At 38.8% G+C, this 14,407-nt stretch carries 18 protein-coding genes; 3 read left to right on the forward strand and 15 right to left on the reverse strand.

The genetic code is table 11. The features are described from left to right. Positions 1–16 precede the first annotated feature (16 nt). The 7 genes from JM64_RS03865 to atoD form a co-directional block, all read right to left on the reverse strand. Positions 17–418, reverse strand: coding sequence for a MaoC family dehydratase (locus JM64_RS03865; protein WP_064011558.1), 402 nt, complete (start codon positions 416–418; stop codon positions 17–19). Beyond that, complete coding sequence (kamA, locus tag JM64_RS03870; protein WP_064011559.1) at positions 408–1,691, reverse strand: lysine 2,3-aminomutase; 1,284 nt, start codon at positions 1,689–1,691, stop codon at positions 408–410. The genes JM64_RS03865 and kamA overlap by 11 nt, the downstream gene beginning before the upstream one ends. 22 nt (positions 1,692–1,713) lie before the next feature. Further along, positions 1,714–2,751, reverse strand: a complete 1,038-nt coding sequence (gene kdd, locus JM64_RS03875; protein ID WP_064011560.1) for an L-erythro-3,5-diaminohexanoate dehydrogenase — start codon at positions 2,749–2,751, stop codon at positions 1,714–1,716. 27 nt (positions 2,752–2,778) lie between these two features. Further along, on the reverse strand, positions 2,779–3,597 hold the full coding sequence (gene kce, locus JM64_RS03880; protein ID WP_064011561.1) for a 3-keto-5-aminohexanoate cleavage enzyme: 819 nt from the start codon (positions 3,595–3,597) through the stop codon (positions 2,779–2,781). Between the two features lie 75 nt (positions 3,598–3,672). Beyond that, a complete protein-coding gene (gene kal, locus JM64_RS03885) occupies positions 3,673–4,092 on the reverse strand; it encodes a 3-aminobutyryl-CoA ammonia lyase (RefSeq protein ID WP_064011562.1) in 420 nt (139 codons plus the stop codon). 28 nt (positions 4,093–4,120) lie between these two features. Further along, the gene (locus JM64_RS03890) at positions 4,121–4,771 is read right to left on the reverse strand and encodes a 3-oxoacid CoA-transferase subunit B (RefSeq protein ID WP_064011563.1); all 651 of its coding nucleotides are present in this window, start codon (positions 4,769–4,771) and stop codon (positions 4,121–4,123) included. A 1-nt stretch (position 4,772) separates the two neighbouring features. Then, positions 4,773–5,435, reverse strand: a complete 663-nt coding sequence (gene atoD / locus JM64_RS03895) for an acetate CoA-transferase subunit alpha (RefSeq protein WP_156487894.1) — start codon at positions 5,433–5,435, stop codon at positions 4,773–4,775. A 327-nt stretch (positions 5,436–5,762) separates the two neighbouring features. On the opposite strand from atoD, the gene pgeF reads away from it, so the two are divergent. Together pgeF and JM64_RS03905 are read left to right on the forward strand one after the other, a co-directional pair. Further along, positions 5,763–6,572 carry a peptidoglycan editing factor PgeF gene (gene pgeF / locus JM64_RS03900; protein WP_064011565.1) on the forward strand — a complete coding sequence of 270 codons (810 nt, stop codon included), beginning with the start codon at positions 5,763–5,765 and terminating at the stop codon, positions 6,570–6,572. Between the two features lie 26 nt (positions 6,573–6,598). After that, a complete protein-coding gene (locus tag JM64_RS03905) occupies positions 6,599–7,315 on the forward strand; it encodes an Mpv17/PMP22 family protein (RefSeq protein ID WP_064012496.1) in 717 nt (238 codons plus the stop codon). A gap of 17 nt (positions 7,316–7,332) precedes the next feature. On the opposite strand, the gene JM64_RS03910 is transcribed toward JM64_RS03905, so the two are convergent. Genes JM64_RS03910 through JM64_RS03920 form a run of 3 tightly spaced genes read right to left on the reverse strand, consistent with a single transcriptional unit; the run spans position 7,333 to position 9,560 of the window. Then, complete coding sequence (locus JM64_RS03910; RefSeq protein WP_064011566.1) at positions 7,333–7,926, reverse strand: isochorismatase family protein; 594 nt, start codon at positions 7,924–7,926, stop codon at positions 7,333–7,335. A gap of 54 nt (positions 7,927–7,980) precedes the next feature. Beyond that, a complete protein-coding gene (locus JM64_RS03915) occupies positions 7,981–8,313 on the reverse strand; it encodes a hypothetical protein (RefSeq protein WP_064011567.1) in 333 nt (110 codons plus the stop codon). A 2-nt stretch (positions 8,314–8,315) separates the two neighbouring features. Further along, positions 8,316–9,560 carry a DUF1576 domain-containing protein gene (locus JM64_RS03920; RefSeq protein ID WP_064011568.1) on the reverse strand — a complete coding sequence of 415 codons (1,245 nt, stop codon included), beginning with the start codon at positions 9,558–9,560 and terminating at the stop codon, positions 8,316–8,318. Positions 9,561–9,683: 123 nt separating this feature from the next. Between JM64_RS03920 and JM64_RS09990 the strand changes: the two genes are divergently transcribed. Then, positions 9,684–9,884: an IS1/IS1595 family N-terminal zinc-binding domain-containing protein gene (locus JM64_RS09990; protein WP_231882467.1), complete on the forward strand. Its 201-nt coding sequence runs from the start codon at positions 9,684–9,686 to the stop codon at positions 9,882–9,884. A 255-nt stretch (positions 9,885–10,139) separates the two neighbouring features. Here JM64_RS09990 and JM64_RS03925 read toward each other — a convergent pair whose 3' ends face one another. From JM64_RS03925 to JM64_RS03945, 5 genes are all read right to left on the reverse strand, one after another. Then, positions 10,140–10,844 (reverse strand): queuosine precursor transporter, encoded by a 705-nt coding sequence (locus JM64_RS03925; protein ID WP_064011569.1) that lies wholly within the window; start codon positions 10,842–10,844, stop codon positions 10,140–10,142. A gap of 48 nt (positions 10,845–10,892) precedes the next feature. Further along, positions 10,893–11,228 carry an STAS domain-containing protein gene (locus JM64_RS03930; RefSeq protein ID WP_064011570.1) on the reverse strand — a complete coding sequence of 112 codons (336 nt, stop codon included), beginning with the start codon at positions 11,226–11,228 and terminating at the stop codon, positions 10,893–10,895. Between the two features lie 69 nt (positions 11,229–11,297). Further along, complete coding sequence (locus JM64_RS03935; protein WP_064011571.1) at positions 11,298–12,662, reverse strand: ArsB/NhaD family transporter; 1,365 nt, start codon at positions 12,660–12,662, stop codon at positions 11,298–11,300. Between the two features lie 26 nt (positions 12,663–12,688). Beyond that, complete coding sequence (locus tag JM64_RS03940; protein WP_064011572.1) at positions 12,689–13,636, reverse strand: SufB/SufD family protein; 948 nt, start codon at positions 13,634–13,636, stop codon at positions 12,689–12,691. A 12-nt stretch (positions 13,637–13,648) separates the two neighbouring features. Beyond that, positions 13,649–14,383: an ATP-binding cassette domain-containing protein gene (locus JM64_RS03945; protein ID WP_064011573.1), complete on the reverse strand. Its 735-nt coding sequence runs from the start codon at positions 14,381–14,383 to the stop codon at positions 13,649–13,651. Positions 14,384–14,407: the final 24 nt, after the last annotated feature.

Below are 14,407 nucleotides of genomic sequence, written 5' to 3' on the forward strand. Positions count from 1 at the left end.
TCATCACATATCATCATTAAATCTTTACCAGAGCCTCACCTTCGATAGCATTTTCACCATTTTCTTTTACAACATAGGTTTCCAATAGCACCCTTCGTTTTTCTCTATCAACTTCTTTGACTATCAACTTTACAGTGACTTCTTCTCCAATATAGACAGGTCTCCTAAACTTGGCATTTTGCATCAAGTAAATTGTCCCTGCGCCTGGAAATTCCATGCCGAGTACAGATGAGATAATTCCAAGTGAGAGAATACCGTGCGCTATTCTCCCACCGAAGATGGTATTCTTGGCGTATTCTTCGTCAAGGTGCACAGGGTTTTTATCACCGGTAGCTTCCGCAAAGAGTTTAACCATTTCATCTGTTACAATCCTTTTCACCTCGTAAACCTGACCAATGTAAATATCATCAATGTTCATTCTCTGTTCCTCCTTTTTTCTCTTTCCATTCCTTAATTCTTTCATGTCTTTCAAGATGTGCCGGTTCGATACTTATCTTTTTGTCTGTAAATAGACTTGCAACACCTGAGAATTTGTACTTTGCCCTGTATTCTGAGTCATCAACGTCACTAGTGGTATCTTCAGGTTCGTGGTAAGCAACGATGACACCTTCGTAGTTTCTCAATATGACCGTATGGTCGGACATGGATATGACGTAGTTTGGCATGACTCTTATCTTTCCACCACCCGCTGGTGCATCAACAACAAAGGAAGGAACACAAAAGCCGGATGTGTGACCTATGAGCGCTTCCATTATTTCTAAACCTTTCTTTATTGAGGTTCTGAAATGTGTTAATCCCATAGATAAGTCACATTGGTAAATATAGTATGGCCTGACCCTTATTTTTACAAGCTGGTGGACCAGTTCCATCATGATGTATGGACTGTCATTAATGCCTCTCAAAAGCACAGTCTGGTTACCTAACGGTATACCTGCATCAGCTAACATCTCACATGCCCTTGATGATTCAGGTGTTATTTCTTTCGGATGGTTGAAGTGTGTATTTAACCAAATTGGATGATATTTTTTAAGCATGTTGGTTAGTTCCGGGGTCACGATTTGTGGTAAAACGACCGGTGCTCTTGTCCCTATCCTTATAACTTCAACATGTTTGATTTTTCTGAGTTCTTTAAGAATGTATTCGAGCATTTCTACTCCAACCAGTAGGGCATCTCCACCGGACAAAAGCACATCTCTTACCTGAGGTGTTTCCCTAATGTACTCAATCATGGCATCGATTTCCTGCTTTGTTCTTGCTCGGTCGTGTTGACCTGCGAATCTTCGACGTGTACAGTGTCTACAGTACATTGAGCACATATCGGTAATAAGCATCAAAACTCTGTCAGGATACCTGTGAGTAAGACCAGGCACAGGTGAGTCCTCATCCTCGTGGAGCGGGTCTGTCATATCCCATGGGGATACGTAAAGTTCTTTTGCAGTTGGAACAGCTTGACGTCTTATTGGACATTTTGGATTATCTGGGTCCATTAAACTCGCGTAATAGGGTGTTATCGCCATTCTCAGAGTTTTCAAAGCGTTCCTTACACCTTCTTCTTCCTCGGGTGTAAGGTTTATAACTTGCTTTAGTGTATCGACGTCCATTATCCTGTTTCTTAGCTGCCACTTCCAATCATTCCATTCTTCTTCCGTAACGTTTTTCCAAAGTGGAATTTCTTTAAAATACCTTGCCATCTTTAGGATACCTCCCGTCATATTAGACATACAATTTCTCAAACAGTTCTCTTATCTTCTTTGATTCCCTGAGTATATTCAACGCCACTTCTGCATGACCTTTTGTGTAACCATTTCCTATTATCATCGTCACATCTTTTCCTACACCTTCAGCACCGAGTGCAGCTCTTGTGAAAGATGTTGCCATACTGAAGAAGTAAACAATACCTTCGTCCTTTGTGATAAGAATTGAGGACATCTCGGTAGCTGGTACGTTAACGTTGTTAATTACCACATCACAGTATTGCCCACCAGTAACTTCCATGACTTTCTGATAAACTTCAACTGGCTTCGTGGCATCCGCTATGATAACATGGTGCGCAAGACCGAGCTCTTCTACCCTTTTTGCATTTTCTGGTGAGTATTCAACAACTATAACTTTCCCTTCTTCACCAACAGCTTTCATCGCTTCATATGCGCAAAGTACACCTGATTTTCCTCCACCACCGATAATACAAACTGTCATTCCTGGTTTGACCAACTTACGTGTTTGGGCTGGAGCACCTGCTACGTCTAAAACTGCTAACGCGAGTTTTTCTGGAATATCATCAGGCAACTTAGCGTATATACCACTTTCAAACAGGATCGCTTTACCTTCTATATCCACTTGGTCGGTATCAACATTTACATTAAGTATCTTATCTATCCTCAAAGGGGTAAGCGATAAGGAAACGAGTGTCGCTATCTTGTCTCCAATCTTTAGGTCTGTTGGAAAGTCTGGACCTATTTCTTCAACAACACCTATCAACATACCACCTGAACCCGTCACTGGATTCTGCAATTTTCCACGTTCGGCAACGATTTTTAATATAGTATCCTTGATACACTCTACATTCCCATGGCATGATTCTTTAATCTGCGTGAAACTGGCAGAATCTACGTTTAGGGTTTTGACATCTATCAGTAATTCGTTGGTGTAGATTTCCATAGTGTTATCAATTTTTGTTGCTGCCTGAGGAAGAGTCCCTTTTGGTTCAATAACCCTGTGCGTTCCAAATGGACATCCTTTAATGTTTTTCATACCGATACCTCCTGAAAATCTATTCGGTTATTGTTTCTTAATACCCAATATTCTTCTTGCTTCATCAGGTGTGGCAATTTCCCTATCAACTTCTCTCGCTATCCTCACTATCCTTTCAACAAGCTGTGCATTACTTTTTGCAAGTTCACCTTTTCTGTAATAAATGTTGTCCTCAAAACCTACTCTTACATGTCCACCCATAACTATTGCATGGACAGCTAGTGGAAGTTCGTACCTACCAATTCCCGCCACCGACCATGTGCAACCCTCCGGTATTTTTTTGACTAGAAACAACAAATCTTCAATAGTTCCGGTCATTGCACCAGGAACACCCAAAACGAAATCAAAATGCAGTGGTAGTTCCAACAAGCCTTTTTTAACAAGCCTTAAAGCGTTTTCTATCATACCTGGTTCGAATATTTCTATCTCTGGTTTGATGCCTTTTTCTTTCATAGTCTTGGCAAGTAATTCCATGAATGCTGGGGAGTTCATGAATACATCGTTTCCAAAGTTGCAAGAACCAGCAGAAAGCGTAGCCATTTCTGGCATAGCATCTAAACATTGGATTCGCTCTTCAGGTGTGTGCCATACAGCTCCACCCGTTGAAAACTGTATGATTATGTCACATTTTTCTTGGATTTTTCGTTTAATCTCAGCGTAGACTTCTTTTGATTGAGTAGGAGTTCCATCCGGTAATCTCGCGTGTATATGTGCAATAGATGCCCCGGCTTGCCAGCATCTGTAAACTTCTTCTGCAATTTCGTCTGGCGTTATCGGCAGGTTAGGTTGTTGTTCTTTCGTCACTTCAGCTCCAGTAACTGCAACTGTAATAATTAACTTTTCCACAGGCTTTCACCTCGCATGTTAACTGATTAACTGATTGACTAAATTGAGGAGGTTTTGTTCTTGTTTGCTTTCTCATCATTCATCATGTTTAAATCTCTGTTTATCTTTTGGAACAACACAAGTTCCGCTTGCTTTACAAACAAGAATCGGTTCATCCAAAACCTCAGCCGCACTATCGTTTATATCTGGTCTCGAACGAATGACTTTGTAAGCTTCAAACTTCATCTTTCTTGAAGTGCGACCGACCTCCACAATTTCCCCGTAGGCTTCGATATAGTCACCGGCAAAGACAGGTGCGAGAAACTCTATACTGTCATACGCTCTAAAAAGTCCTTCATCTCCATCGTATCTGATTAAGAGTTCAGTGGCTACATCTCCAAAAAGTTGCAAAATTCTAGCACCGTCAACTAAGTTTCCTCCATAGTGTGCATCCGCTTGGCTCATACGAACTCTAATCATTGCTTTCGGCAACTGTGAGTTTTTTGCATTTTCCATTTTCTCATCCTCCACAGCAAATCTTTGACTAAAACCTCTTTAAGTTTTCGGAGACTATCAATTTCGCTTCCGTCAATTTCAGTACTTCTTCAAGTGTCGTTTCTTCAGCTATTTCTTCAAGTACGAGCCCTTCATCGGTTGGTCTGATAACGGCAAGTTCTGTCACAATGAGGTCAATTCGTCGGATAGAAGTTAATGGCAACGTGCACTTTTTAACTATTTTCGGTTCTCCCTTTGCTGTATGGGTCATAGCAACGATAACTCGTTTTGCACCTGTAACTAAGTCCATTGCACCACCCATGCCCGGTATCATTTTGCCGGGTATCATCCAGTTCGCAAGGTGTCCTTCTTCATCAACCTGTAGGCCTCCAAGAACAGTTACGTCCAAATGACCTCCTCGAATCATTGCGAATGAAAATGCACTATCGAAAGTCATCGCCCCGGGTAGCGCGGTAACAAAACCTGCACCAGCGTTTGTTAAATCTTTATTCTCAAATCCTTTTTCAGGTTCTGGTCCCATTCCAATTATTCCATTCTCACTCTGGAAAAAGACATGCACGCCTTTTGGGATATAATTAGCTACAAGTGTTGGAAGTCCGATACCAAGGTTTACAAGGTCACCTTCTTTTAATTCTTGAGCAACTCTTCTCGCTATCTTTTCTTTTGGATCAACTGCCATATTACTTCACCCCCTGAGAAACTACGACGTAATCTACAAGAACTCCAGGTGTTCTTATCTCATTGGGTGCCAAGGCTCCAACAGGCACTATTTCCTCAACTTCAACGATTACAATTTCAGCAGCCATAGCCATCAGTGGGTTGAAGTTCTCGGCTGTAAAGTTGTAAACAAGGTTACCGTAATAGTCACACTTCTTAGCTTTGATTAAGGCGATATCTGCCTTTAAGGGTAATTCAAGCAAATATTTCTTCCCTTCAATTTCAATAACTTGCTTGCCATTCTCAACAACAGTTCCCACACCGGTAGGCGTAAGTATACCACCAAGACCTGCCCCACCCGCTCTAATACGCTCTGCCAAGGTGCCTTGCGGCACGAGTTCCACTTCCAACTCTCCTGCTATCATCTGCCTCTGCGTTTCTGGGTTTGTTCCTATGTGTGATACTATGACTTTCTTGCACAGTTTGTTTTTAACAAGTTTTCCAACTCCGCGGTCTTCAAAAGCAGTATCGTTGGCTATTATCGTGAGATTCCCAATGCCTTTTTCAACGATTTTGTCTATGATCCCTTCTGGAGTGCCTACTCCTAGGAATCCTCCAATCATAACTGTGCTACCAGGCTTCACAAATTCAACTGCTTCATCAAATGATATTACCTTCAAGTCCATTCCCCCCTTCCAAAACATGAAGTGATAATTTTCTCAATATTCAGTATATCATTCTTAAGAAGCTCTTTCTAACGTTGGAAACTTGAAATTTCTAATGCATACTCAAGGAAGAAAGAGATTTCCAAAGGAAAGAAAGAAAAAGAGTAATCACAAACGCTTAGGAAGAATCGGTTTCGACTTAGCAAAAGTTTAAGGTACTCTTTGTAACAATGGTTATCAAAAAGAGTACGTGTTATAATTAGTACTGAAAGAAAGTAGTACAAAACTTGGACCTACGTGTTTTCAGATGCAAAATGTATGAAATGTATAATTAGAAGGGGTGAGAAAATGAATAAAATAAAGCACATTGGCAACTATATATTGAAAGAAATTGAGGGTGTTTGGGTCTTGCAATCTCCATTACTCAGCCAGTTTCCTGAACTCGTGCATTATATAACTACCAGAAAAATTACGCGGAATGAAGAAAATAACTCCTTTTCAGAACTAAACTTAGCTATCAGCTGCGAGGATTTTCCAAAGCATTTCGAGTTTTTTGCAAAGAAAGTGAAAATCAATCCTGAAAGATGCGTATTTTCACACCAGGTACATAGCAAAAATGTCAAGGTTGTAACAAGTGAAGATATAGGAGAGCCATACTGGAACAGAAAACTTCGAGAAGTCGACGGATTGATAACTAATGAGAAAGGGCTTTTTCTTGTCACTACGTACGCTGATTGTATGCCTATCATTGCATATGACCCGACAAAACAGGTTGTAGGGGTTGCACACTCTGGTTGGAGGGGAACTTTATTAGAAATTGCAAAAGAGATGATATTAAGAATGAATGAGGAATTTGGAAGTGACCCTTCAGAAATTTTCGTTTCAATTGGTCCATCAATTGGTCCAGATAGTTTCGAAGTTGGTCCAGAAGTAGCTACCGAATTTTTAATGAAATTTGGAAAAGAAGTTGTCAAAGAAATGGAAGAAAAAATATACGTGGACCTCTGGAAAGTGGTTCAGTTAACATTAAATTCTGTAGGAGTCTTTAGGGTAGAATTCTCGAACGTGGATACATACAAACACACAGAGCTTTTCTACTCTTACCGAAGAGAAAAGACAAAAAAGCGGTTTGCTGTCGTTGTTGGTTTAGTTGAGTAATTAACTTTTAAGGAGGCTCAAAAATGATGAAGGAGACCACTAGAAGTGTTCGTGAAAAAACTCCGAGGCTACTTTTTGGTGATTCTTTGTCAATTTTAGTTTTTGTGACTCTTGCGGCCCTTTTGCTAAACGATAAAACAAGAACTGCATACGTTAATTTAAACTCATCACATCCCTATATCTTGGGTTTCCTGAAAGTTGGGATTTTAGCTACATTTGGCGAGATTTTATCTTTAAGAATATCGAAAGGAAAGTACTCAATGCCTGTGGGTGTAATTTACAGGTTTATTATTTGGGGATTCTTGGGTGTAGTATTTGTTGCTGTGTTTGAACTTTTCTCATCAGGAACAAGAACGTTATTGGAAAAACAATTGCTTCCTTATGCCAACAATGCAAGAACTTTCTTTCAAGCACTTTATACAAGCGTTCTTATGAATCTTATCTTTGCTCCAACATTCATGGCATTTCACAGAATCACAGATGCATACATAGACCTGGGCAATGGCAATTTAAAGAAGATATTCACCACAAAATTTGATGATGTTCTAAATGCCATTGATTGGAGGTTCTTCGTGAAATTCGTACTTGGAAAAACTATTCCGTTCTTCTGGATACCGGCGCACACAGTAACGTTTTTATTGCCTCCCAACTACAGAGTTTTAGTTGCTGCTTTGCTCTCTGTATTCCTTGGTATTTTGCTTTCCTTTAAAAAACGTTCAGTTAAAATTGCAGAAGTTAAATAGACTGTCCAATTCAGAAATTATCTGACAAATTTAAGCTGTTCAACAATTTCCTGGCTTGTGGAGACTACAGCGAATCCATGAGCCAGGTTTTTCAATGATGCGTAATGGTACCATTCATCCTTGTCCCAAAGACAATCTTCGACCATTACAATTTCGTATCCCCTAACAAATCCTGAACGTGCCGTTGTTTCACAGCAAAGATGGGTCATAACGCCGGAGATTATGAGCTGGTCAACTGATTTTGCCTTGAGAATATCCTCAAGTTCTGTCATGTAAAACGCATCGTAACTGTCTTTGTAAATTACAACGTCTACTAAATCCTCCTCTATTGCAAGTTTAGCCCACACGTCTTCTACAACATTGCCCCACCATTTCTTCATATTTTCGCTTCCGCCTTTATGTATAGTTGCTATAACAGGTATACTTAGAGAAAGCCCTTCAGACAATTGACGAATCCGTTTTAGAAACGTTTGAATATTCTCTCTTACCCGCCAACTACCTTTAAGAAAAGCGGGAGAAGACTCTGAAAAAAAGTATTGTTGCACATCAATAACTAAAATTGCAGGTTTTGAAATTCTAAGAGGATGGCGTGTCCTTTCAAGGTAGAACATAAGAAAATCTGTCACTTCCTTCAAGTTACTTTTATTTTTAATTTTCGCTTTTCATTACCGTTCAACAAATATTTCTATTTTGATACCGTTTTCATCTTCGAGAACTTCAAACTTTTTCATATGAGGGGCAATGGTGAATATATCCTGCAAACTTCCCACATTTGTTGCAAGTGCTGAATAATACCGTAGTTCTGGATGATCTTTTATTTTGGAAATTTTCTTCAATTCAGTTAGTATTTCATCCCTTACATTCATACGAGCTTCTAACATTATGTAAAAATTTCTCTGCAGAGTTACAATTTCCGTGGAGACAACATGGGCACCGTTTTTTAAAAGGTAGTAAGTCATTTCGTTAACAACTGAAACTATCAATTTTTCAAATTCCATATTTACCACTCCTCACCGCTTCTTTTCAACCTCTCCAAAAATTTGTTTTTTATATTTCTAAAAGCCTCTATTATAGGTAAGAGAAACATAGCAACAAACCCTCCAGAAAAACCGTTGTTGTATAGGTTCATTCCGAAATGTAGACTACCAACATTGATAACCAAGGCACTATGCAAGTAACCTGCAACAACTCCCCACAAAAATCCGAACTCACCAGCAATTGGTGCAAGGGTAGTCCCAAATAGAACAGCTAGCACCATAGCAGGGCTATTAAAAGGTTGCGAATTTGTCAAAGCTCCTATGAGAACACCTACCACAACAGGTAAAACGTTTTTTGGATGTTTTCCAAGAGCTCCAAAACCAGCAAGTGTCATGATGCCACCAATCGTAGGACCATTGAGTTTTGAACCAACTCCAAGTACGTAAATAGTACCTACCAAGCCAAGGATTCCTACGTTTATAAAGGTTATCGCCTCGTTTTCCAACAACACAAAATCTGTTAGTAATTTGCCCGAGTACTTAAGTATATTTTTATAACCGCTAAGCTTCCAACCATTCAATCTGAATCCGAAGATAAGAACGATAGAGAAAAATAAAAACATGAAAACAGCTAATAAAAATTGATTTTTCTCGTGCCATATCAGCCTTGGCTCTGGATGCAAGTCATAGGCTCTTAAAAGTGCACCTATGAACATTCCTAAGAAACCTGCTGTGAAACCAACGTTATACAAATTGTATCCCTTGTGGAGTGTTAACGCAAAGCTTGCAAGGGGTGGGAGAAAGAATCCTATGAGCAAAACTATCACAATTCCTAATATGCTAAAGTCATTCCCAAATACCAGATGAGTAGTTATTGGAGCCAGTGCGGTTCCAAAAAATGCCACATACAGATATGTCTTGAGATTTTCGCCCACCACTAACGTATAAAGAAAAACCCCCGCTACGATTGGCCAAACATTGAATAAATTTTTTCCGAATAGTGCAAAACCGCCAATTGTCATAACCGCAGCTATCGAAACACCTGTAGGATTAACCTTTAGTAGTTTAAGTAGAATTGTAAATAAAAGCATAAGTAAACCACTGTTGAAAAATGCTCCGCCTACACCGGCAATTTCCACATAGTCCGTTATCAAATAGTCAGGTGACTTGATAATTGTGGCAATCTGCGAAGGTATATTGACATTGCCAGTAACCAATCCAAATAGTATGAAGAAACTCGATATAAAGAACAGGAATTTGTAAATCACAGGATACCCTCCCTTTCACAAAAGGATAATGTTAACTAAAAGTATTGAAACTTTCCAAAAACCGCATTATCCTTTAAAGAGGGGACCCCCCCAACCAACTCTTGACAAAGGAGGTATCCCAATATGAACAACTCAACGCTCTCTTGTCCCAAATGCGGTTCCACCAGCTTGTACAAAAATGGTCATAACAAATACGGTAACCAACAATTCCTTTGCAAACTCTGCCATCATTCTTTCAAACTTTCCCATTCTCACAAACGCAAAAACTTTCCTTTCCCTTATCCCAAATGCCCTTCTTGTGGTAGGTCTAAGGTTTTTGGGTAGTGAAGAATCTTTGGAAAACGCACAATGGTAATATCAATCGCATTCTTTCACAACTGCATTCTTTCATCACTACAAGTTAACACTATCCACAAAAGACCAATGTGTACCAACATAAATTGTATCATGAGCTGTACAATTTACGAAAAATCATTCTCAAGCATTTGATTGATTAAATCAAAAAAACAAAAAAACAGGGGAATTTTCTCCCCTGTTTGCATAGATCCCAAAATCTTATAAACAGATTTAATCGAAATTTCAATCTCTAGCTTCCGCTATTTTAAAATTTTCATCGCGCTCTTCGTTCTTCAAAAAACCAACTCCAAGATACACAACCCAAGTATCTGCATAATCTAATGCAAATTCAACAATGGTTGTTGTTATAAATATCTGAAGGTATGTCTTAAAGTCTACAAGCCCTAAGAATGCAATAGTTACAAATATCAGGTTATCAACAATCTGTCCTACTTTTGTTGCAACGTTATTTCTGAACCACAACTTCGTTCTTCCTTTAAGTGCGTGATGTATCCATACCGCTGTATAACCAGAAAGTATGAATGCCGTCCAGCTTGCAAATGCTATCCTAGGAGTTACTGCAAAAACTTGTGATAGGTAACTCTGAGCAAAATCGTTTTGCGAAGGGAGATAACTTGTGTAAACTAAGCCAAGCAAAACAAAAGCAAGTTGTGCAAAGAAACCAGTCCAAACAGCTTTTCTTCCTTCTTCTTTCCCATATACTTCTGTCAAAATGGAATAGATAACAAACGCCATACCCATGCTCATGTTTGCAGCCGTCACTTCAATTCCAAACAACTTGAAGAGCTTTGCAACACCGAGGTTGGATGCAATAATAAGAGTAGCAAGTGCTACATAAGCGCCTTCTTTTTTCATAAACCTCAGTGCCAACAAAATTATCATGGCTGAAAGTATGTATTCTAAAAACAACACAAAAAAGTTAAACATAGCCAAACCTCCTTTAAGCTTTTTTCAGATTTTTTAGTAAAAGAACAATTACTCTTCCTCTCTGAGTGCTTCGCTAACGGTGTTGTAAATTTTTATAATTCTCTCCAAATCCGTTATTTTAAACAAGGTACGAACGTTCTTATTAGGCGCAACAACTTTCAAATAGCCGTCTACTGCTACTATTCTTTTATATATACCAACAAGAATACCTAAGCCGAAGCTATCAACGGTTGTTACATGCGTCATGTCCAGAATTATATACTTTTTGTCATTTTCCAAAAATTCAGAAACAATCCAATCCTTAAAAACTTCTGCATTTTGCACATCAACAGGTCCGAGAATCTTTATAATTACGGCTTTCCCGTGCTCCGTATACGTGTACAAGTTAACTCCCTCCTCTTTCTGATACGATAACCATTTCTCATTTAGGTAATACAAAAGCTGCAAGTAACATTATAGCACATACACTATATAAACCGCTATGCTGGTGGTAAATAAAGTCACTAGTGCAACAAAGAGCGTTTCTCTGACAAATATTTTGTTGTTCATTTCTATTCCATACAATTTCAGTATCCTGGACCACATAACACCTGCTAATGCACCTATCAATGTTATATTTCCACCGATGTTCGAACCCACAACTAAACTCATGGCATAGTTTATTGGCTTTTTATAAAACGCTTGAGCAAAGAATATTGTCATAGGTTGGTTTATCATAACATTTGCAGCAAAGGCTGTGACAAAAGTTGTGATAATCGTTCTAATTAATTCGCTTTGAAAGTTAAAGAGCGAACCAACGTACTTTGTTATGCCAAACCTTGTAAAAATATGAACAAATACAAAGAAAATCAACACCATTGGTAACATTTTCCAAGGAACTCTTTTCATCGTATCAAACAAAAACGTTAGATTATAGTCAAACCTTCCAATTTCGACAACGATTTCATCCCTTTCAGAAAGCACATCCGAAAAAGCGGCGTTCAGCATAAGATATATACCAGAAAATATCAAAATCGACTTCCAAAGCTGCAGACCTATCAAATCTCCAATGGCTATGGTGATAAAGAATAATACAAAAAAACCACTCGATAGAAAAGCATATCGCGTGTTTTTAATGAAACTTTGAAGTTCTACTTTACTATTTTTGCTATTGAAGTCAATATTGAGCTTTTCTGGTAACACGTTTCTATACTTGAGATAGAAACCAAAAAATGAAGTAAGTATTGCTACAATTGTTGGAAAGAACATCAACTTTGCGTACTCGATAAAGTTGAGCGAATAAGCTTGTGCTACTACAACATTAGTTGGGTTTCCGATGTAAAAAAACATACTCCAAGTATTCGAAGTAAAGAAAACAGCTATCAAATAAGGTACAGGGTTTATGTTTGCATATTGACTTATGTAAACTATGATAGGTGTCAATGTCAAGGTTACAATATCATTCGAGGTAAATACAGTAAGGATACCTGCAAGAAGAACAAGATTTATAAACAGCTTTTTTCCATTCTTCGAAACGCTCGCAAATTTATAAGCGATGAGCTTAAGCACACCTGAGGCATCAAGTGAACCACATATGTAAGCGGAACCAAAGAAAATAATAAGTATCTGCCACGGGACTATATTCATTTGCGGCATTATAGCAGATTTTATCGTCGTAAGAGACGCTATCCCTGAAGCCAGCAACAATCCAAGCACGCCCAATGAAACCCTTGCGTAATCTAATACAACTTTTTTGTTTTTTATCACAAGCTCCGGTTCCTTAATAACAAGGTAAACTGTAGCAAAGAACAAATGGATTGTAATAATCGTAGCTATCATTCAAACCACCTGTCGTAGAGAAAAAATTACATAAGGAGTCCTTTGATTATCAATTCAGTTGCCTCTTCTTCTGTTAATCCTTTAGCCATGAGAGTTTCTAATTGCTTTTCACTTACACGTCCTATCGAAGCTTCGTGGGTTAACTCTGCAAGGTCGTTTGTGATTTTCAAAATAGGTGTGGTTGCTACTATGACTTTTTCTCCCTTTGTGATTTCCTCACATGAAATATGGGCTCTTGAATAAGGTGCATTACCATACGCTTCGTTCAAAACATTAACCTTACTTTCGTCAAGTCCAACGACGATCGTTTTGGCTAGCCCCCTCGCCTTTTCTCCATTGAGATGAATTATTTCATTTATATCAACCTCATCGTTCTTCGAAGCTTTTACCTTACTAACAAGTTCACCTACGGCATTTTCTCTCAAAGTTAGGTTCATCTTAACTTCCAACTTTCCAACCCTGGTTTTTGTGAGGTGAAAAGTGTTTCTATAAACTCCTCCATTTTCGACTACCGCATTGGTTGTGGTTTTCAAAATTATCGTTCCTGCATCACTATGGTAATGTTCATCATTGTATTCCATAACAGCTCCATCTTCAACAATAACGTTGGACGTTGCTTCGTGTGTAAATTCTTCGGCTTGCGGGAAAACACAGTGTGCGGTGAATTTGACTTTGGCGTTCCTTTTTACCCTGATATTGAATATAACGCGTTGGTATCCTTTCTTCTCCAGATACCCTGTGCACACATGTACAGGAAAAGGAATTTGAGTGTTTTCCTCAATCTCCATATCAACTTGTACGCCATCTTCTAATGTTGTGGGGGCCAACTTCAAACCAGGAACGTTGTTTAAACCTATGACTCTATTGCCACTAATTATGATTGAGGCAATACGCTTATCCATAAAATTAGATGCATCAGTTCCAAGTTTTTCCGCGGTCTTTACAATAGCTTCAAATTCTCTTTTCACATCCATAATTTCATCCCCTTACTTTCTAAGTTCGTTAATCTCAGGAATATTCGGATGAGCACATGTTTCGCAGGTATTACGAAACGCATTCAGGACATCCTCTGTTTTCCCATGCATAAGCACCTTTCCTGCACAAATCAGATATCCATAGTCCGTGTTATAAGCCATTTCCTCCCTATGGGTTATAATTATTGGAGTCCCACCGTACTGAGCAATGTAGTTCACTACATCGTTGATTATGCTCAAACTCATCAAATCAATGCCTGAATCTGGCTCATCAAGAATCGCATACTTTGGTTTCAAAAGAATTATGGAAGCAAGTTCTACACGTTTCCTTTCCCCACCACTGAGAGTTTTATCAACAAACCTCTTCAGATAAAGATTTGGATTAAGGCCTACAAATTCCATAGCTTCAGCTACTTCACTCTTTTGAACCGACAATTTCCCTCCGAGTGTCAAGTAGTTTTCGATAGTCATTCCTTCGAATCTTGCGGGCTCTTGCCACATCAATGTAATTCCCAGTTTTGCTCTGTCTGTTACTGGTAAATCTGTAATGTCCTTTCCATTAAGTAAAATCTTTCCTTTGTAAGGCTTGTAGGAACTCAGCCCCATTATGACGTAACCAATAGTACTCTTACCTGCACCGTTAGTTCCTATTACCGCATATTTGTAGCCAGGTAAAAACTTCATACTCACATCGCTTAATATCTCTTTCTCATTTGTTTTGTATGATACATCAACCAACTCCAACATCTTTTTCACCTCGTTTGAATTTTC

Origin of the sequence: Fervidobacterium pennivorans (assembly GCF_001644665.1) — a bacterium.
GTDB lineage: Bacteria > Thermotogota > Thermotogae > Thermotogales > Fervidobacteriaceae > Fervidobacterium > Fervidobacterium ngatamarikiense.

Excerpts from the sequence above, each read along its gene's own strand:
- JM64_RS03865 (WP_064011558.1), bottom strand. The coding sequence starts at position 418 with ATGAACATTGATGATATTTACATTGGTCAGGTTTACGAGGTGAAAAGG.
- kamA (WP_064011559.1), bottom strand. The coding sequence starts at position 1,691 with ATGGCAAGGTATTTTAAAGAAATTCCACTTTGGAAAAACGTTACGGAA.
- kdd (WP_064011560.1), bottom strand. The coding sequence starts at position 2,751 with ATGAAAAACATTAAAGGATGTCCATTTGGAACGCACAGGGTTATTGAA.
- kal (WP_064011562.1), bottom strand. The coding sequence starts at position 4,092 with ATGGAAAATGCAAAAAACTCACAGTTGCCGAAAGCAATGATTAGAGTT.
- JM64_RS03890 (WP_064011563.1), bottom strand. The coding sequence starts at position 4,771 with ATGGCAGTTGATCCAAAAGAAAAGATAGCGAGAAGAGTTGCTCAAGAA.
- atoD (WP_156487894.1), bottom strand. The coding sequence starts at position 5,435 with ATGGACTTGAAGGTAATATCATTTGATGAAGCAGTTGAATTTGTGAAG.
- pgeF (WP_064011565.1), top strand. The coding sequence starts at position 5,763 with ATGAATAAAATAAAGCACATTGGCAACTATATATTGAAAGAAATTGAG.
- JM64_RS03905 (WP_064012496.1), top strand. The coding sequence starts at position 6,599 with ATGAAGGAGACCACTAGAAGTGTTCGTGAAAAAACTCCGAGGCTACTT.
- JM64_RS03910 (WP_064011566.1), bottom strand. The coding sequence starts at position 7,926 with ATGTTCTACCTTGAAAGGACACGCCATCCTCTTAGAATTTCAAAACCT.
- JM64_RS03915 (WP_064011567.1), bottom strand. The coding sequence starts at position 8,313 with ATGGAATTTGAAAAATTGATAGTTTCAGTTGTTAACGAAATGACTTAC.
- JM64_RS09990 (WP_231882467.1), top strand. The coding sequence starts at position 9,684 with ATGAACAACTCAACGCTCTCTTGTCCCAAATGCGGTTCCACCAGCTTG.
- JM64_RS03925 (WP_064011569.1), bottom strand. The coding sequence starts at position 10,844 with ATGTTTAACTTTTTTGTGTTGTTTTTAGAATACATACTTTCAGCCATG.
- JM64_RS03935 (WP_064011571.1), bottom strand. The coding sequence starts at position 12,662 with ATGATAGCTACGATTATTACAATCCATTTGTTCTTTGCTACAGTTTAC.
- JM64_RS03940 (WP_064011572.1), bottom strand. The coding sequence starts at position 13,636 with ATGGATGTGAAAAGAGAATTTGAAGCTATTGTAAAGACCGCGGAAAAA.
- JM64_RS03945 (WP_064011573.1), bottom strand. The coding sequence starts at position 14,383 with ATGTTGGAGTTGGTTGATGTATCATACAAAACAAATGAGAAAGAGATA.